Raw genomic sequence first — 17,025 nt, 5'->3', positions numbered from 1 at the left:
ATATTTTTGAGGCCGTTTGCGGCACAGGGATTATAAATGGACATATCGGAATTACTCGCTTTCTCGGTCAAGAACAAGGCCTCGGACCTGCACCTGTCGGCCGGCCTGCCGCCGATGATCCGCGTCCATGGCGACGTGCGCCGGATTAACCTGCCGCCGCTGGAGCACAAGGACGTGCACGGCATGATCTATGACATCATGAACGACGGCCAGCGCAAGCAGTACGAAGAAGTGCTCGAGTGCGACTTCTCGTTCGCGATTCCGGGCCTGGCGCGGTTCCGTGTCAATGCGTTCAACCAGGAACGGGGCGCGGCCGCCGTGCTGCGCACGATTCCGTCCAAGATTCTGTCGCTCGAAGACCTGAATGCGCCGAAGATCTTCGGCGAACTGGCACTGAAGCCGCGCGGCCTGGTGCTGGTCACCGGCCCCACCGGCTCGGGCAAATCGACCACGCTGGCGGCGATGGTGAATCACCTCAACGAGCAGGAATACGGCCACATCCTGACGATCGAAGACCCGATCGAATTCGTCCACGATTCCAAGAAATGCCTGATCAATCAGCGCGAGGTCGGTCCGCACACGCTCTCGTTCAGCAACGCGCTGCGCTCGGCGCTGCGCGAAGATCCGGACGCCATCCTGGTCGGCGAACTGCGCGATCTGGAAACGATCCGCCTGGCGCTGTCGGCCGCCGAAACGGGTCACCTCGTGTTCGGCACGCTGCACACGTCGTCGGCCGCCAAGACGATCGACCGTATCGTCGACGTGTTCCCGGCCGAAGAAAAAGAAATGGTGCGCGCGATGCTGTCCGAATCGCTGCAGGCCGTGATTTCGCAAACGCTGCTCAAGACCAAGGACGGCTCGGGCCGCGTGGCGGCGCACGAAATCATGATCGGCACACCGGCCATCCGTAACCTGATCCGCGAAGCGAAGATCGCCCAGATGTACTCGGCGATCCAGACTGGCAGCAATGTCGGTATGCAGACGCTCGACCAGAACCTGACCGACCTCGTACGCCGCAACATGATCTCGTCGGTTGCTGCGCGCAGCGCCGCCAAGATCCCCGAAAACTTCCTCGGCTAAGGGCCATCCATGGAACGCGACCAGGCTACCAAATTCATGTTCGACCTGCTGCGCCTGATGGTGACCAAGGGCGGCTCGGACCTGTTCATCACGGCGGGCTTTCCGCCGGCGATCAAGATCGACGGGCGCATGACGCCCGTCTCGAGCCAGCCGCTCACCAGCGGCCACACGGGCGACCTGGCGCGCGCCATCATGAACGACAAGCAGGGAGCCGGCTTCGAGCTCACGCGCGAAGCCAATTTCGCGATCACGCCGGGCGACCTGGGACGCTTCCGTGTCTCGGCCTTCATGCAGATGGGCTGCGTGGGCATGGTGCTGCGCGTGATCACCACGGCGATCCCGAAGTTCGAGGAACTGAGCCTGCCCGACACGCTCAAGGACGTCGTGATGACCAAGCGCGGGCTGGTGATCATGGTCGGCGCGACGGGCTCGGGCAAGTCGACGACGCTGGCGGCGATGGTCGGCTACCGCAACGAGAACAGCTACGGCCACATCATCACGGTCGAAGACCCGGTCGAATTTGTCCACCCGCACCGGAACTGCGTGATCACGCAGCGCGAAGTGGGCGTGGACACCGACAGCTTTGAAGCAGCGCTGAAAAACTCGCTGCGTCAGGCGCCGGACGTGATCCAGATCGGCGAGATCCGCGACCGTGAAACGATGGAACATGCCATCGCATTTGCCGAAACGGGCCACCTGTGCCTGGCCACGCTGCACGCCAACAGCGCCAACCAGGCGCTGGACCGGATCATCAACTTCTTCCCCGAAGAGCGCCGTCAGCAACTGCTGATGGACCTGTCGCTGAACCTGAAAGGCCTGGTGTCGCAGCGCCTGATTCCAAAGAAGGAATCGAAGGGCCGCGTGGTGGCGATCGAGATCCTGCTGAACTCACCGTTGATTTCGGACCTGATCTTCAAGGGCGAAGTCCATGAGATCAAGGAAATCATGAAGAAGTCGCGCGAGCTGGGGATGCAGACGTTCGACCAGGCGCTGTTCGACCTGTACGAAGCCGACAAGATCACCTACGAAGACGCACTGCGCAATGCGGACTCGGTCAACGACCTGCGACTGAACATCAAGCTCAATAGCAAGCATGCGAAGAACCGCGATTTTTCGAGCGGGACGGAGGCGTTGGGGTTGGTGTGATGGGCCGCATCGGCCCACCGCCGGCTTTTAAAACCGCGACTCCAGCGTCACCCGCGCCATCGCCTGCCCATCCGAAAACGTCTTCCTGCGCTGCACGCCGTTGTCATCCACGTAGCGCGATTCGGACACCGTATCCTGCGCCAGCAGATTGGTTGCCGCCAGCCGCAGCTGGTAAGTCGGGTTGAACTTCCACAGCGCATACACATCCAGCTCGCGCCGCACGCTCTGGTAGCGTGACTGCTCCACGTTCACGCGCACGTTGCCGCCATTCTTGAAGGCGAAGCTTGCGCCCGTCGTGAGCTTGCCGCCCGGCGTCTTGTAATCCACACCGAGCGTGCCTGATACGGGCACCTGCTGGTCGAGCCGGTTGTCCGGTCCCGGTACCGCGTCGACGCGCGACCAGTTGCGCGCCAGGCTCGCGCGCAGGTCGATGTCCGGCACGTCCTGCAGCACGGCCGACAGCGGAAACTTTGCCTCGAGCTCCAGGCTGCGCGTGACCGCGTCGCCATCATTCACCGGCGTCTGGATCCAGCGGCCGTCTTCAAAGAGCAGGCCCTGGCGCGTGTAGTCGCTGATGCGCCGTACCGATACGCTGGCGCTCAGCAGCGCCTTCTCGGCCCAGTAATGTTCGTAGGACGCGTCGATGCCGGTCGCCAGTTCGGGCTTCAGATCGGGATTGCCGCGGTAGTCAGGGTCGGTCTGGCTGTTGTTCGGGGTCGTGAAGCGCCGCGGAATCAGGTTGCTGGCCGCCGGCGCCTTGAACGTGCGCGTCAGCGCCAGGCGCACCTGGTCGCGGCTGTCCGGCAGCTTGTAGAGCGTCTGCGCAAGCGGGCTCCAGACGCTGGCGCGGTTGGTGCTGGTGTCGAACGTGTTACCGCTGCTGCGCGTTTCCAGCCCTTCCCAGCGCAGGCCCGCGTACATCGACCACTGCTTGGTGACGTTCCACTCGTCTTGCACGAACAGCGCCAGGCGCTTGAGGGTGGCGTCGTAATCTTCATCGCGGCGCAGCGTGCTGCCCGCGAGCGGGAACAGCTCCAGTTCGCCGCGTCCATCGTCGCGCAAGGTATGGCCGCCGTCCCAACCCATCGACAGCGCGTGGTCCTTCTTCCATGGCCGCGAATACTTGCCCACCGCGGTGACGCCAACTTCGTCAGTGGCACTGAGCACGGTGGAGTCGCGCGCCAAACGGTCAACCTCGCCCAGCGTACGGAAATCGTTCTCATGCCAGTTACCGCGGCTGCGCGACCCGTTCACGCCCAGTTTCAGCTCGAATTTGGCGCCCTCTTCCAGGTTATGCATCCAGGTCAGGTCCGAACGCAGCGTCGTGTTGGTGCCCTTGCTGCGCACGTCGCGCACGTCGTACAGCGGGCGCAGGCCAAGGACGGTCTCGGTCAAGGTGCTGCCCTGGTAATTGTTGCGCTGGTGCGCAACGAGCGATTGCCAGCTGACCGTGTCGCCATTCTCCAGGCTCCAGTTCAGCCGTGGCGTGAGGTTGATGCCTTGCGGGCTGCCACGATCGGTCTGCTCGCTGCGCCGCAAAAAGGCAGGACGCCCGGCCGCATCGATCTGCGATTCTTCGAATGGCGACGGGCGGTCGAACTCGTAGCGCCAGGCGCTCGCGGCAAGCGAATACGACATCTTGCCGACGCGGTCCGACATGGTGAGGCTGGCCGCAGGATTGCTCACCTCGCCGCTTTTGCCATACCCGACGCGCAGCTCGCGCTGCGCCTTTTTTACCGCGCGCTTGAGGACGATGTTGATGGTGCCAGCGATCGACTGGGTCGAGAACTCGGCGCTGGCGGCGCGCAGAATTTCGATGCGCTCGATCGACTCGGGCGAGAGCTGGTCGATGTCGAAGCCGGCCGGCGCGCGCTCGCCGTTGAGCAGGATCTGCGTGTAGCCGCTGCCCAGGCCACGCATACGGATCTCGCCACCACCACGCCCGCCGCCGCCGCTGACGGTGATCCCCGGGAGGCGCTTGAACACGTCGAGCACCGAGGTGTCGCCGTAGCGCCGGATTTCCTCGGTCGACACCACGATCTTGCTGGCGGTATCGTCGCGGCGCGGATCGTAGCCGTTGGCGTCGGCCTTGACTTCGACCTTCTGGACAGTGTCCGTGGAGAGTGCCGGTGCCGCGGTGTTCTGAGCGTAAGCAGGCAAGGCAGACAGGGAAAGCGCGACGAGCGTGGGGCGAAGCATCTGGGGGACAGTCATGGCAGATTCAAAGGTGCCGTATTCTGTCATGCCCCTGCTGCTGCGAACAGCACGTCGTCAAATTACCCGACCCGCATACGGGTCAAACACTCACCCGCCCGGTCCCATGCCGCCGCCCGGTGGCCCGAACCCTTGGCCACCGCCAGGCCCGCCCCGCGCGCCATCCGGTCGGCGCCCGCCCGCAACGCCAAAACTGCCGAAGCGGTACGACAGCCCGACATACACGAGGCGTCCTTCCTGGCGGCGGATGCTGTATTCGCGCAGGCGGTCGGTCTCGGTGATCGATTCGGTCTTTTGCGAGTCGAAGACGTCGTTGACGTTCACGACGAGGCTCAAGGCCTGGCTCAGGTTGCGGCGATAACTCAGGTCAGCGCTGCGGGTCGGCTGGCGGTAGCCTTCGCCGAACAGCGTCTTGCCCTGCGCATTGAGCACCAGTTGCAGGCTGTTGGTCGGGTTGATCTGGTAGCTCACGCGCGCCCGGCCGCTGAGCGACGTGGCGCTGCGCTTGTCGTCCTGGCTGTTGCCCAGCACTGACTGCTCGGAGTACCCCAGGTTGCCGCTGGCGTTGACCGTCAAGCTGGGCGTGACGCGGCCGCTGAACGTGAATTCGAGGCCGCCCGAATTGCTGCTGCCGGCGTTCTCGCGCGTGGTCAGCAGCACCGTGTCGGAGATGAAGGTGCGCCGCTCCTGGATCAGGTCCGAGTCGCGCCGCGCGTACAGACGCACATTGGTCTCGACCTTGCCCAGTTTGGTTTCCAGCCCCAGCTCGATCGAGTCGGTCTTGGTGGGCATCAGGTCGGGATTGCCGGACGAGACGTTGGTTTCGTCGCGGTAGACGACAAAGGGATTGAGGTCGCCCGCGCCCGGCCGGCGGATGCGGTGCGCATAACTCAGGCGCAGCGCCGTGTCGTCCGACAGGTCGTAGGTGAGGAACGCGCTCGGGATCGCGTCGAAGTAATGGTTGTTGGCCTTGACGTTGGTGGTGACCTGGTTCAGATCGAGGTCGGTGTACTCGGTGCGCAGCCCGCCCAGCAAGCCCCACTTCTCGGCCAGGCGCAGCTGGTAGGTACCGTACAGCGCCACCGTCGTTTCATCGAGCTCGAAGCGGTTGGTGCGCTGGTTGCTCAGGCTCTCGGCCAGCGTCGCCTCATCGACATTGAAAAAGCGCGTGTCGAACACGTTGCTGTTCTGCGCGACCTTGTAGCCGGCCTTGAACACGCCCTTCTCGCCCGGCAGTTCATAGTCGCCCGTGAAGTCGATCACGCGCGTTTCGGTCAGGTTGTTCTGGTGCGTGCGCGGCGCGGTCGAATTGGCGGGGCGCACCGTGTAATCGCTGGCAAAGCGCGTGTCGGCCTCGCCCTTGTTGCCCGACAGGCGCAGGTCGAGCTTGAGGATTTCGCCAGGGCGCGCGCCCTTGTGATCGAGGCCGCCACTCAGGCTGTAGCTGCGGTTGTCGTTGTCACGCACGCTTGAACGCAGGTAGTCGCCGTCGATGCTGCCGTCGGCGTTGACGCCGCGATAGCGTTCCTGCGACTGCCCGTCGCTGCCGTTGGCCGAGAAGCTCGCCTTGGCCGACAGCACGTCCTTGTCGCCCAGGTTGTAGGTCACAGAGCTGTTCATGCCCACGGCCTCGGTGTCGGTGTCGCTGCTGGAGCGCTGCGTGCTGCTGGCCACGGCGCCGGTGCGCGGATCGATCCGGTCGCGGTTTGTTTCGCCGTCGGAGCCACGCGTGTCGCGCCGGACGTACACGCCGCCCTGCACGCTCATGCGCCCGGTCGTGTAGCTGCCGAAGCTCGATGCATTGGCGCGCCCTTCCGGCCCGACGTTTGCATTGACGGCGCCGAAGCCGCCCGGCGTGCGCTCGCGCCGCATCACCAGGTTGATGATCGGGCCGCCCCCGCCTTCGTTACCGAACTGCGCGCCGGGGTTGTTGATCACTTCCACCGAATCGAGATCGGCCGCCGGAATCGCGCCCAACGCCGCAGCGCGGTTCTCGCCCTGCATCATCGCCGACGGCTTGCCATCGACGAGGATCTGCACATTGCTGCGCCCGCGCAGCGTCACGTTGCCGTCCGCGTCCACCGCCACCGACGGCACCTTGTTGAGCGTGTCGGCCACCGTGTCGTTGGTCGAGGCGGCGTCACTCTTGACGTCATACGCCTGGCGGTCGATGCGGTTGGACGAACGCGCGGCCGTTACGGCAACGGTGGAGGCGACGGGGACGTCGGCCCCCTGCAGCGCCGGGGCGGTCGGCGTTACGGCGCCGGTGACGGGATCCGCAGGACGTACGGCGGTTTCCTGGGCAAGTGCACAGACAGGCGCGAGCAGCGCGAACAACAGGGCGGAGGAACGATGACGTGACATGAATACCTGGGTGACTGGACGTTTGGACGAGCGTGATTGTCGCACGCGTGGTTGCCGGAATTTGTTAAGAAATGCTAAGACTGAAAAATTTCGGCAGCATCGATCACGGCGTCTTGACAGTGATGCCGTCGGTTTTGCGCGCGCGTCCCGGAGTAGCGTAAGCTCCTGCGTTTACAACAAGGAGCTCACCCATGAATGCCTATGACTTCAACGCCACTGCCCTCGACGGCCAGCCGGTCGACCTGCAGCGCTACCGCGGGAAGGCGCTCCTGATCGTCAATACCGCCAGCGCCTGCGGCTTCACGCCGCAATACCAGGGCCTCGAAGCGCTGCAGCGCCGCTATGCGGACCAGGGTCTCGTGGTGCTGGGCTTCCCGTGCAACCAGTTCGGGCACCAGGAACCGGGCGACGAAGCAGCGATCGGCGCCTTCTGCGAAAAGAACTACGGCGTCACGTTCCCGATGTTCGCCAAGGTCGACGTCAATGGCGACGACGCGCATCCGCTGTTTCGCTTCCTGAAGGGCGAAGCACCCGGCGTGCTGGGCACCGAGGCCGTCAAATGGAACTTCACCAAGTTCCTCGTCAACCGCGAAGGTGCGGTCGTCACGCGCTATGCGCCGACCACCAAGCCGGAAGACCTGGGCGGGGATATCGAGAAGGTGCTGGCGAACGGGGTCTGATTGCGCCAGCGCTCAAGGCGCAATGGCAATCACTTCGTCACCCGGCTGCGGCTCGCAGCTTGCGCCCAGCGGCGTCCAGCCGCGCCGCACGACGATGCGGCGTTCGTCGTGGCAGATTTCCACGCGCTGTGTCTCGGGTGCGCGGCGCTGCACGAAGGCCTCGATCGAGGCCGGCACACTGACTTGCAGCGACAGCGCGTGCAGGTCTTCCACCGGGTGGTCGTCCACGTGCACGAGCGGCACGAACTGCCCGGCGAACATCGTGAAGTGCGACGGCACCTTGACCGGACCGGGGACGTAATCGTGCGCGTGCAGCCAGGCCTGCGCTTTTTTCCGCGCGTTGCCCTCGCCTGCCGCGCCACCCCAGGCACTGGCCATCAGCTCGGCCACCCACTGGTTGCAGTTCTGGTATTTGGTGCCGTAGGCATAGGCGTTCGCACTGTACTGACCGGCCAGCAGGGCCAGCGCCAGCGCCTTGTCGCGGGCCGCGCGTTCGAGCGATGCGCTGTCGGCATCCGGCAGGAACAACAAGGCAATATGGCCCTTGCCCGGTGCGTCGGCGCCGAGCGCGAAGCCGGCAATACCCTGGTCAAAGATGTACGGACGCGCCTCGTCGCATTCGTAATACAGCTGGCGCACGGCCCAGGGGCTGTCCGGCGTGTCGCGCAGTGCGACGCCGGCGTGTGAATACACCAGATCGAAGCGGCTCAGGTCCGTGCCGGCGCGCGCGATCAGGGCGATCTTGCCGTTCGAGCGCGCCAGCTCCTGCTTGACCACGCCGGCAAAGCGCAGCACGCGGTCCTGTTCGGTCGCGTTGAGGTCGCGCGAGCGTTCGCAGAAGGTGGGAAAGCCAGCCCAGGCACTGCCGCTCGCACACAACAGCAGCGCCAGCGCAGCCTGGCGCACGAGCATCAGATCGTGACTTTGCGCGAGCCCAGTTCGCGGTACCACTCGTCCTGCAGCGCCAGGAAGAATGGCCGCTGGGTGTCGGCGTAGGCGAATTCGTAGCCGTAGGCGCGCTCATTGACCTGGACCACGTCGCCCGCGATCACGGTGCGCGTCGCGAGGGCGCGGTTGGGCACGTCGAGCTCGAACGAACGGGCCTGGCCGGCAGCGGTTGCGCGCAGCGTCAGCCGGGTGGTATCGGGCTTGTTGGGGGCGTGTGCAATGTTGATCACGCGGTACTGGCCCGCGGCGACCTTGTCGTTGTCGCTCGAGCTGTTGCTGGAACCGCTGACCGAATCGGAAATGCTGGCCGACGACGCCGAGCCGGCGCTGGACGCGGACGACGCGAAGCTGTCAGCCTGCGCAGGCGCATTGCAGGCCGCGGCGAACAGGGTCAGGCACAGCGTGCGGGAGAGGATAGGCAGGGTCATGGCACTCTTTCATTTAGCGAGCAGAACGCCCCTATGGTACAAGCCCTTGCGCCGAATGACCATAGGGCAATTTTATCGCGTCTGAATGCGGGCCGCGCCGTGGGTGATGCAGGCGCGGGTGACGTTGTCCAGAAAGCGGATTGCGACATCCATCGACAGGCCGGGCGGCAGCAGGTTGGCAAGCCCGGGGTCTTCGTTGAGGCGATCGACGCCATACGCCAGCCGGCGCGAGACGTCGCGCGCCAGTTGGCCATCGCTGTTGTAGAGCGCGTCATAGACGCCGGCCGCTTCCCATACCGGCACGAGGCCCGGGGTGCTGCTGTCTTCGAAGACGATGGCGCGCGGACTGTCTTCGTCCTCGCGCACGAGTTGAAAGGTAAAGCTCAAGATCGTTCCTGCTGGTGTTCGTTGCTGGGTCGGGGCGATGCTACCACGCTCACCGTGTTGCTGCAGTGGCCCGATGTCCGGCGGACGCTCCCGAATCAGTTTGCCGTACCCTGCCGGCATTCGGTGGCGTAGGCGATCTTGTACGGTTTGTCAAAACAGCGCTGCAGGCCTTCGACCACATCGATATTCATGGGCCAGCGCATTTTGAGTGTCGTGCCGTCAGCCGTGGGCAGTTCGATAAAGCCATTCACCAGGGCTGGCACATCCTCTCCGGTCATCGGCGGTACTGCGGCAAGCTTTCGGTGTGCAGCGTCCAGGGCGATCCTGTCGTTGCGCAGGAAGGCGATCGATGCGTCTACATAGAAATTCCATCCCGAAGGATCATCTTCCACCGGCACGCGCGAATGTTCCATCAATGCTGCGGCTGGTCCGGACTGGCCGGCGATGGCGCGCATCTGCCCTTCGTGCCAGTGCAGCATGCTGGATTTGTTGCCATGGGCCTGGCGATAGTCACGCAGCAAATCGGCTGCCACGAGCTCGCAGCCCGGCGTATCGCCGAGCGGGCGCCACCCACCGCTCATGTCCTGATCAAACTTTGCTTCATCCAGGGCGAGCAGGCGGCTGCGATCATGGCTGCATGATGTGCTCGTTGCATTTGCGGAGGGTGTGGCTGCCGCGGTGGCAGATGAAAACAGGAGCGTGCACGCCAGGGCAAGGGTCGGAATCGGTAAGGACATGTGCAGGATTGGTTAGTCAGCAACGTGCCAGATTAGCAAATAGCAGCAAGCGAATAAGCGCGGATTCTCACTATCCTCGATGCGGAAACGCTTCCATGAAACGGACTGCGAGGAGCTCCCAAACCATCAGTAATGATAACGACAAGAGACGACGACCAGTTCCGCGTCATTCACCATGTCGACATCGAAACGAGAGATGGCTGTCAATCAGGTCAGTCGCTGCTCCAGCAGCTCGATCCAGTGCGTCACGGGCGTCCCGGTGCCCGCCTGCAAATGCGCAATGCACCCGATATTGGCCGACACGATCTGGTCTGCCCCGGTCGCAGCCAGGCTGGCCAGCTTGCGCTCGCGCAGCGCCAGCGAGATGGCAGGCTGCAGTACCGAATAGGTGCCGGCCGAACCGCAGCACAGGTGGTTGTCGGCGCACAGCACCACATCGACGCCGGCCACCTGCAGCACCCCCTCGACCTTGCCCCGGATTTGCTGGCCATGCTGCAGCGTGCACGGCGGATGATACGCAACACGCGGGCCGCCCTTGTCCTTCACCAGCGCGGCGATCCGGTCCTGGAATAACGCCAGGACTTCCGACAGGTCGCGCGTGATCGCGCTGATTTGTTCGGCGCGGGCGGCATACGCGGGATCGTGCGCCAGCAGGTGGCCGTATTCCTTGACGGTCACGCCGCAACCGGACGCGGTCATGACGATCGCCTCGACCGCGCCGCTCTCCACACTCGGCCACCAGGCGTCGATATTGCGGCGCATGTCATCCAGCCCGCCGTCCTGGTCGTTCATGTGATAGCGCAGCGCGCCGCAGCAGCCGGCCTTGGGCGCCACGGTCAGTTGCACGCCCAGTGCATCGAGCACGCGCGCCGCGGCGGCATTGATGTTGGGCGCCATCCCGGGCTGCACGCAGCCGTCCAGCACGAGCATCTTGCGCGGGTGGACGCGTGTCGGCCAGCGGCCGGCGGCGCGCACGGGCGGCAACTTGGCTTGCAGCTTCTCCGGCAACAGAGGCCGCAGCAGGCGCCCTGCCTTGAATGCCGGCGTGGCCAGGCCCGCGTGCGGCAGGCAGGCCTTGAGCGTCGTGCGCGTGAGCCGCTCGCCCAGGGGCCGCGCCACGCGCTCGTCGACCAGCTTGCGGCCGATGTCGAGCAGGCGCCCATACTTCACGCCCGACGGGCACGTGGTTTCGCAGTTCAGGCACGTCAGGCAGCGGTCCAGGTGCAGCTGGGTCTTGCGGGTCGGCTCGGCGCCTTCGAGCACATTCTTGATCAGGTAGATGCGCCCGCGCGGACCATCGAGTTCGTCGCCCAGCAACTGGTACGTCGGGCAGGTGGCGGTGCAAAAGCCGCAGTGCACGCAGGATCGCAGGATCGCCTCGGCCTCGGTGCCCTCGCGCGTGCCCTTGATGAAATCGGCCAGAGTGGTTTGCATGCCCTATTTGCTTTCGTTGTACATGCGGCCCGGGTTGAAGATATGCGCGGGATCGAACGCGTCTTTCATGCGCGCGTGGATGCGCGCCAGCGCCGGCGCGAGCGGCTGGAACACGCCGGCCGACTTGTCGCCTCCGCGGAACAGCGTCGCATGGCCGCCGCACGCCTGCGCGGTGCGCCGGATCGCCTGCTCGGTACCCGCGTCGCCATCGGCGCGCAACCAGCGCTGGGCGCCGCCCCATTCGATCATTTGTGGGCCGCCCAGCACCAGCGCGCCCGTGGTGGATGGCACCGACAGGCGCCACAGCGCACCGTCGCCGTCAAAGAACGCCGTGCGTTGTTCGCGCACGGCGTGCCAGAACGCATCGGCAACCGGCATGACCTCGCCGCCAAGATCCCTCACGGCGGCATCGACCGCTGCCTCGGCGCCCGACAAACGCAGCGCCAGTTCGCCGTCGGCCCAGGCGCTGGCCGAGATGGGCAAGGGCTGGCCGCCCCACGTGTTCAGGGACCGCAGTGCATCGATCTCGTTCAGTGCAAACCGCAGCGTCGTTTCGGCAAAGGGCCGTGGCAGTACCTTGACCGAGACTTCCAGCAGCACGCCCAGCGTGCCGAGCGAGCCGGCCAGCATGCGCGAGACGTCGTAGCCGGCCACGTTCTTCATGACGCGCCCGCCGAAGGCCAGCACATCGCCGCGACCATCGAGCAGCGTCGCGCCCAGCACGAAGTCACGTGCGGCGCCACTGGTCGCGCGGCGCGGGCCGCACAAGCCGCCCGCAATCACGCCGCCCAGCGTGGCGTGCGGGCCGAAGTGCGGCGGCTCAAACGCCAGCATCTGGTTGCGTTCGGCGAGCGCGACCTCGATCTCGGCCAGCGGCGTGCCGCAGCGCGCCGTGATCACCAGTTCGGTCGGCTCGTAGTCGACGATGCCCGCATGGGCGCGCGTGTCGAGGATGGCCCCGGCCGGTGCGCCGCCGTACCAGTCCTTGGTGCCGCCGCCACGGATGCACAGCGGCTGCCCGCTGGCGGCGGCCGCCCTCACCTGCTGCTGGAAGTGTTCGACGGTGTTCATCAGAAGCGCGGCAATTCTGGAAATGGCACCTGCCCGTGGTGCACGTGCAGCTTGCCGAATTCAGCGCAGCGGTGCGGCGTGGGGATGGCCTTGTCGGGATTGAGCAGCGCGCACGGATCGAACGCGTGCTTGACGGCGAAGAAGGCGTCGAGCTCCTTGCGTCCGAACTGCACGCACATCGACCCGATCTTTTCCATGCCCACGCCATGCTCGCCCGTGATGGTGCCGCCCACCTCGACGCACAGCGCCAGGATGGCCGCGCCAAACGCTTCGGCGCGATCGAATTCGCCCGCCACGCTGGCGTCGAACAGGATCAGCGGATGCATATTGCCGTCGCCGGCGTGGAACACGTTCGAGCAACGCAGGCCGTACGTGACTTCCATCGCCGCGATACCGGCCAGCACGCGCGCGAGCTGCTTGCGCGGGATGGTGCCATCCATGCAGTAGTAATCGGGCGAGATGCGCCCCGCCGCCGGGAACGCATTCTTGCGGCCCGACCAGAAGCGCCCGCGCTCCGCCTCGCTCTGCGAGACGGTAATGGCGGTGGCGCCGGCGCGCGCCAGCACTGCGCTCATGCGGCTGATTTCCTCGGCCACTTCAAGCGCGGTGCCATCGGCTTCGCACAGCAGGATCGCGGCGGCGTCCAGGTCGTAGCCGGCCTTGACGAACGGTTCGACCATGCGCACCGAGGTGCGGTCCATCATCTCGAGGCCCGCCGGGATGATGCCGGCCGCAATGACGTCGGCCACCGCATTGCCGGCCGTGACCACGTCGGCAAACGAGGCCATGATGACCTGCGCCAGCGCCGGCTTGGGCACCAGTTTTACCGTCACCTCGACAACAATGCCGAGCATGCCTTCCGAGCCGATGAACACGGCCAGCAGATCCAGGCCAGGGGCATCGAGCGCGGCCCCACCCAATTCGACGATGTCGCCTTCGATCGTGGCCACGCGCACGCGCAGCACGTTGTGGATCGTCAGGCCGTATTTGAGGCAATGCACGCCGCCCGCGTTTTCGGCGACGTTGCCGCCGATGGTGCAGGCGATCTGTGACGACGGATCGGGCGCGTAATACAGGCCGTGGCTGGCGGCGGCTTCGGAAATGGCCAGGTTACGCACGCCCGGCTGCACGACGGCGGTACGCGCCAGGTGATCGACCCGTTTAATGGCGTTCATGCGCGCGGTCGAGAGCACGACGCCATCGTGGATCGGCAGCGCGCCGCCCGACAGGCCGGTGCCGGCGCCGCGCGGGACCACCGGCACATTCAGCGCGCGACACACGGCCAGGATGGCCAGCACCTGCTCTTCGTCGGTCGGCAGCGTCACGACCATGGGCAACTGGCGGTAGGCGGCCAGGCCATCGCATTCGTAGGGCCGCGTGTCTTCGGGGGCGAACAGGACGCACGCCGCAGGCACGCGCGCCAGCAGCGCGGCGACGACCTGCGCACGTCGGTCAGGCAAGGCTGGGTTGGACGAAGACATGGGTCGATTGTAAGCAAATCGGCAGGTTTTGTCGTATCCTCGTGCCATCGTATTTTCACCCTACTGCATAAGAGAACATCATGGGCAACCGCCTCTCCAAAATAGCAACCCGCACCGGCGACGATGGCAGCACGGGCCTCGGCGACGGCAGCCGCACCGGCAAGGACAGCGCGCGCATCCACGCGCTGGGCGAAGTCGACGAACTCAATTCCTTTGTCGGCCTGCTGCTGTGCGAAGACATGCCGGCGGATCTGCGCGACGAACTCGTTGGCATCCAGCACGACCTGTTCGACCTGGGCGGCGAGCTGTGCATCCCGGGCTACCAGATGATCAAGGAAGAACACGTGCTGCGCCTGGACACGATGCTCGAAAAATACAACGCCGACCTGCCGGTGCTGAAGGAATTCATCCTGCCGGCCGGTTCGCGCGCAGCGTCCACGGCGCACCTGTGCCGCACGGTGTGCCGGCGCGCCGAACGCGCGATCGTCGCGCTGTCGAAGGCAGAAGAGATCCACGCGCACCCGCGCCAGTACGTCAATCGCCTGTCCGACCTGATGTTCGTGCTGGCGCGCGTACTGAACCGCTTCGCGGGTGGGGGTGACGTGCTGTGGAATCACGAGCGCAAGGCCAGATAAGTCATGGACGACTTCATCGGCGTCTACGACGACGCGCTCACCGCGCAGCAGTGCGAAGCGCTCATCAAGCGCTTCGACGCCAGCGACAAGGTGGTGCGCGGGCAGACGGGCAACGGCGTCGATGTCGTCAAGAAGGACAGCTACGACATCACGATCAACCAGCATCCCGAGTGGGCCGATGCCACCGGCATGCTGGTGGACACGATGGCGCGCCACCTGGCTGCCTACGCCGAACGCTACCGGATGCTGCTGATGGGGTCACTCTCACCCACGCTCGAGCATCCCGTGACCGGCGTGCCGACCGTGCTGTCGATGACCAACTTCGACGAACTGGGGCGACCCAACATCGATGAGTTGCTGCGCGTGCTGTACCGGCCCGGCACGATCAATCTCCAAAAATACCTGCGCGGCAGCGGCGGCTATCACCACTGGCACTCCGAGATCTATCCGCAGAACGCAAGCTGCGAATCGCTTCATCGGGTGTTGCTGTGGATGGTCTATCTGAACGATGTGGCCGAGGGCGGCGAGACCGAGTTCCTGTACCAGGGCCGCAAGATCGCGCCCAAACAAGGCCGGCTGGTCATTGCACCGGCGGGCTTCACGCACACGCACCGTGGCAATGTGGCGGTCAGTGGCGACAAATACATCGCCACCTCGTGGATCCTGTACCAGCGCGCCGAGACGCTGTTCGCATAAATCACCTTGATCACCGGGAAGGCAAGCATGGACACCAATACAAGTAAAGTCGCCATCGTCACGGGAGCCTCGCGCGGCATCGGCCGGGCCATCGCGCTGCGCCTGGCGCAAGACAATATCGCCGTTGTCGTCAACTATGCCCACCGCGCCAGCGATGCCGACGAAGTCGTGCAGGCCATCGAGGCTGCCGGCGGCAGGGCCATTGCGCTGCAGGGCGATGTGGCCAACGCAAGCGATTGCGCGCGGTTGTTCGACGCGACCGAGGCGCAGTTTGGCGGCGTCGACATCGTCATCAACAACGCCGGCGTCATCCAGCCCGGTACGACCATGGTGGCCGACACCGACGACGCCCTGTACGAACGCATCTTCGCCATCAACACGCGCGGCACGTTCAACATGCTGCGCCTGGCCGCCACACGCATGCGGTCCAACGGCCGCATCGTCAATTTTTCCAGCAGCGTGATCGGCCTGGCGCTGCCCGGCTACGCCATCTATGCCGGTTCGAAAGCAGCGATTGAAACGTTCACCAATATCTTTGCCAAGGAATTGCGCGGCAAGGGGATTTCGGTGACGGCCGTGGCCCCGGGCCCGACGGCGACCGATCTTTTCATGGAAGGCAAGACGCCCGAGCTGGTCGAACGCCTTGGCAAGATGGCGCCGCTCGAACGGCTCGGCACGCCGGAGGATATCGCCGGCACGGTGGCGTTTCTGGTCGGTCCGCAGGGCGCCTGGGTCAATGGCCAGACGTTGCGGGTCAATGGCGGGATCGTCTAACGGCTTGCAGCGCGGCGAAGGAACGCATCCCAGGGCGGATGCTCGCCGAAGTGCTCGAGCACGAAGTCGATGAACACCCTGACCTTCTGCGGCAGGAAGCGGTTTTCGCGGTACACCGCCAGCACGTGCGTGCCGAACATGCCTACCGGCGCGAGCGCCGGCAACACGTGGACGGCGCGCCCGGCGCGAATATCCTCGCCCACGACAAAGGTCGGCAACAACGCGATGCCGGCGCCGCCAAGCATCGCCTCGCGCAAGGCCTGGCTGCTGTTGATGGCCAGCGTAGCGGCGGGCTTGAACTGCAGGCGCGCGCCTGCCACGTCGAATTGCCAGCCGCCGGCGGGGCCGCTGTCGCCGAAGATCAGGCAGCGGTGCTCATGAAGCGCGGCCAGATCGGCGGGCGCACCATACTGTTCGAGGTAGCCCGGTGACGCGGCCAGCACATAATTGAGCAGCGCGACCGGCCGCGCAACGGCGCTCATCAGATCGACCTTTGGACTCAATCGCAGGGCAACATCGATGCCCTCTTCGACCAGGTCGACATACCGGTCCTGCAATTGCAGGACCACGCGCACATCGGGGTAACGTGCCATGAATGCCGGCAGCAGCGCCGCCAGTTGCGCATTCCCGAACGCCATCGACGTGGACACGCGCAACGTTCCGCCCGGCCCTGACTGCTGACCTGCAGCGGTGGACTCGATGGCGCGGGCTTCCTCGACCATCCGCAGCGCATGCTGGTGGATGTCACGCCCCGCTTCGCTCAGGCCGATGCGGCGCGTCGACCGGTTCAGCAGCTTGACCTGCAATGCCGCCTCCAGCCGCGCGACCGCCTTGCTGATGCTGGCTTTGGTGGTGCCCATCTGGCGCGCCGCTTCCGAAAAGCTGCCGGCATCGACGACCCGCACGAAGGCCCAGATATCCGAAAAGTCGCGTGGTGTTAAACCGGGCAT

The 17,025-nt window shown here is 65.2% G+C and carries 16 protein-coding genes; 6 read left to right on the top strand and 10 right to left on the bottom strand.

The annotated features are described in order from the left end of the window. Nucleotides 1-36: 36 nt before the first annotated feature. Nucleotides 37-1,080, top strand: a complete 1,044-nt coding sequence (locus AC56LY_RS00790) for a type IV pilus twitching motility protein PilT (RefSeq protein ID WP_183556967.1) — start codon at nt 37-39, stop codon at nt 1,078-1,080. Nucleotides 1,081-1,089: 9 nt separating this feature from the next. Beyond that, a complete protein-coding gene (locus AC56LY_RS00785; protein ID WP_183556964.1) occupies nt 1,090-2,226 on the top strand; it encodes a PilT/PilU family type 4a pilus ATPase in 1,137 nt (378 codons plus the stop codon). 27 nt (nt 2,227-2,253) lie between these two features. Here the strand turns inward: AC56LY_RS00785 and AC56LY_RS00780 are convergent, their stop codons facing one another. After that, the gene (locus tag AC56LY_RS00780; protein ID WP_499575661.1) at nt 2,254-4,440 is read right to left on the bottom strand and encodes a TonB-dependent receptor plug domain-containing protein; all 2,187 of its coding nucleotides are present in this window, start codon (nt 4,438-4,440) and stop codon (nt 2,254-2,256) included. Nucleotides 4,441-4,530: 90 nt separating this feature from the next. After that, nucleotides 4,531-6,804, bottom strand: a complete 2,274-nt coding sequence (locus AC56LY_RS00775) for a TonB-dependent receptor domain-containing protein (protein WP_499575659.1) — start codon at nt 6,802-6,804, stop codon at nt 4,531-4,533. Between the two features lie 191 nt (nt 6,805-6,995). On the opposite strand from AC56LY_RS00775, the gene AC56LY_RS00770 reads away from it, so the two are divergent. Continuing rightward, nucleotides 6,996-7,484 carry a glutathione peroxidase gene (locus tag AC56LY_RS00770; protein WP_499575658.1) on the top strand — a complete coding sequence of 163 codons (489 nt, stop codon included), beginning with the start codon at nt 6,996-6,998 and terminating at the stop codon, nt 7,482-7,484. Nucleotides 7,485-7,496: 12 nt separating this feature from the next. Here the strand turns inward: AC56LY_RS00770 and AC56LY_RS00765 are convergent, their stop codons facing one another. The 7 genes from AC56LY_RS00765 to AC56LY_RS00735 all read right to left on the bottom strand — a co-directional run bounded on the left by AC56LY_RS00765 (nt 7,497) and on the right by AC56LY_RS00735 (nt 13,970). Next, nucleotides 7,497-8,396, bottom strand: coding sequence for a DUF2145 domain-containing protein (locus AC56LY_RS00765; protein ID WP_499575656.1), 900 nt, complete (start codon nt 8,394-8,396; stop codon nt 7,497-7,499). Then, a complete protein-coding gene (locus AC56LY_RS00760; RefSeq protein WP_183556956.1) occupies nt 8,396-8,860 on the bottom strand; it encodes a hypothetical protein in 465 nt (154 codons plus the stop codon). Before AC56LY_RS00760 ends, AC56LY_RS00765 begins: the two co-directional genes overlap by 1 nt. A gap of 72 nt (nt 8,861-8,932) precedes the next feature. Further along, on the bottom strand, nt 8,933-9,247 hold the full coding sequence (locus AC56LY_RS00755) for a hypothetical protein (protein ID WP_499575654.1): 315 nt from the start codon (nt 9,245-9,247) through the stop codon (nt 8,933-8,935). Between the two features lie 95 nt (nt 9,248-9,342). After that, nucleotides 9,343-9,984, bottom strand: a complete 642-nt coding sequence (locus tag AC56LY_RS00750) for a hypothetical protein (RefSeq protein ID WP_499575652.1) — start codon at nt 9,982-9,984, stop codon at nt 9,343-9,345. A 207-nt stretch (nt 9,985-10,191) separates the two neighbouring features. Further along, nucleotides 10,192-11,418, bottom strand: a complete 1,227-nt coding sequence (glcF, locus tag AC56LY_RS00745; protein ID WP_499575650.1) for a glycolate oxidase subunit GlcF — start codon at nt 11,416-11,418, stop codon at nt 10,192-10,194. Between the two features lie 3 nt (nt 11,419-11,421). Continuing rightward, complete coding sequence (gene glcE, locus AC56LY_RS00740) at nt 11,422-12,489, bottom strand: glycolate oxidase subunit GlcE (RefSeq protein WP_499575647.1); 1,068 nt, start codon at nt 12,487-12,489, stop codon at nt 11,422-11,424. Then, nucleotides 12,489-13,970, bottom strand: coding sequence for an FAD-linked oxidase C-terminal domain-containing protein (locus AC56LY_RS00735; protein ID WP_499575646.1), 1,482 nt, complete (start codon nt 13,968-13,970; stop codon nt 12,489-12,491). Before AC56LY_RS00735 ends, glcE begins: the two co-directional genes overlap by 1 nt. Before the next feature lie 80 nt (nt 13,971-14,050). Here AC56LY_RS00735 and AC56LY_RS00730 point away from each other — a divergent pair, with 80 nt between their 5' ends. Genes AC56LY_RS00730 through AC56LY_RS00720 form a run of 3 tightly spaced genes read left to right on the top strand, consistent with a single transcriptional unit; the run spans nt 14,051 to nt 16,075 of the window. Then, nucleotides 14,051-14,605, top strand: coding sequence for a cob(I)yrinic acid a,c-diamide adenosyltransferase (locus tag AC56LY_RS00730; protein WP_183556943.1), 555 nt, complete (start codon nt 14,051-14,053; stop codon nt 14,603-14,605). A gap of 3 nt (nt 14,606-14,608) precedes the next feature. Next, nucleotides 14,609-15,301: a 2OG-Fe(II) oxygenase gene (locus AC56LY_RS00725; RefSeq protein ID WP_499575644.1), complete on the top strand. Its 693-nt coding sequence runs from the start codon at nt 14,609-14,611 to the stop codon at nt 15,299-15,301. Between the two features lie 27 nt (nt 15,302-15,328). Further along, a complete protein-coding gene (locus tag AC56LY_RS00720; protein WP_499575643.1) occupies nt 15,329-16,075 on the top strand; it encodes an SDR family oxidoreductase in 747 nt (248 codons plus the stop codon). On the opposite strand, the gene AC56LY_RS00715 is transcribed toward AC56LY_RS00720, so the two are convergent. Continuing rightward, entirely contained in the window at nt 16,072-17,025 is a 954-nt protein-coding gene (locus AC56LY_RS00715; RefSeq protein ID WP_499575642.1) for a LysR family transcriptional regulator, read from the bottom strand. The genes AC56LY_RS00720 and AC56LY_RS00715 overlap by 4 nt on opposite strands.

This window comes from Telluria sp. ZT3P25 (assembly GCF_059685895.1).
Note: the sequence above shows the minus strand (reverse complement) of the source record. Positions and strands in the feature narration are given on the sequence as shown.

Excerpts from the sequence above, each read along its gene's own strand:
- AC56LY_RS00790 (WP_183556967.1), top strand. The coding sequence starts at position 37 with ATGGACATATCGGAATTACTCGCTTTCTCGGTCAAGAACAAGGCCTCG.
- AC56LY_RS00785 (WP_183556964.1), top strand. The coding sequence starts at position 1,090 with ATGGAACGCGACCAGGCTACCAAATTCATGTTCGACCTGCTGCGCCTG.
- AC56LY_RS00780 (WP_499575661.1), bottom strand. The coding sequence starts at position 4,440 with ATGACTGTCCCCCAGATGCTTCGCCCCACGCTCGTCGCGCTTTCCCTG.
- AC56LY_RS00775 (WP_499575659.1), bottom strand. The coding sequence starts at position 6,804 with ATGTCACGTCATCGTTCCTCCGCCCTGTTGTTCGCGCTGCTCGCGCCT.
- AC56LY_RS00770 (WP_499575658.1), top strand. The coding sequence starts at position 6,996 with ATGAATGCCTATGACTTCAACGCCACTGCCCTCGACGGCCAGCCGGTC.
- AC56LY_RS00765 (WP_499575656.1), bottom strand. The coding sequence starts at position 8,396 with ATGCTCGTGCGCCAGGCTGCGCTGGCGCTGCTGTTGTGTGCGAGCGGC.
- AC56LY_RS00760 (WP_183556956.1), bottom strand. The coding sequence starts at position 8,860 with ATGACCCTGCCTATCCTCTCCCGCACGCTGTGCCTGACCCTGTTCGCC.
- AC56LY_RS00750 (WP_499575652.1), bottom strand. The coding sequence starts at position 9,984 with ATGTCCTTACCGATTCCGACCCTTGCCCTGGCGTGCACGCTCCTGTTT.
- glcF (WP_499575650.1), bottom strand. The coding sequence starts at position 11,418 with ATGCAAACCACTCTGGCCGATTTCATCAAGGGCACGCGCGAGGGCACC.
- glcE (WP_499575647.1), bottom strand. The coding sequence starts at position 12,489 with ATGAACACCGTCGAACACTTCCAGCAGCAGGTGAGGGCGGCCGCCGCC.
- AC56LY_RS00735 (WP_499575646.1), bottom strand. The coding sequence starts at position 13,970 with ATGTCTTCGTCCAACCCAGCCTTGCCTGACCGACGTGCGCAGGTCGTC.
- AC56LY_RS00730 (WP_183556943.1), top strand. The coding sequence starts at position 14,051 with ATGGGCAACCGCCTCTCCAAAATAGCAACCCGCACCGGCGACGATGGC.
- AC56LY_RS00725 (WP_499575644.1), top strand. The coding sequence starts at position 14,609 with ATGGACGACTTCATCGGCGTCTACGACGACGCGCTCACCGCGCAGCAG.
- AC56LY_RS00720 (WP_499575643.1), top strand. The coding sequence starts at position 15,329 with ATGGACACCAATACAAGTAAAGTCGCCATCGTCACGGGAGCCTCGCGC.
- AC56LY_RS00715 (WP_499575642.1), bottom strand. The coding sequence starts at position 17,025 with ATGCCCGGTTTAACACCACGCGACTTTTCGGATATCTGGGCCTTCGTG.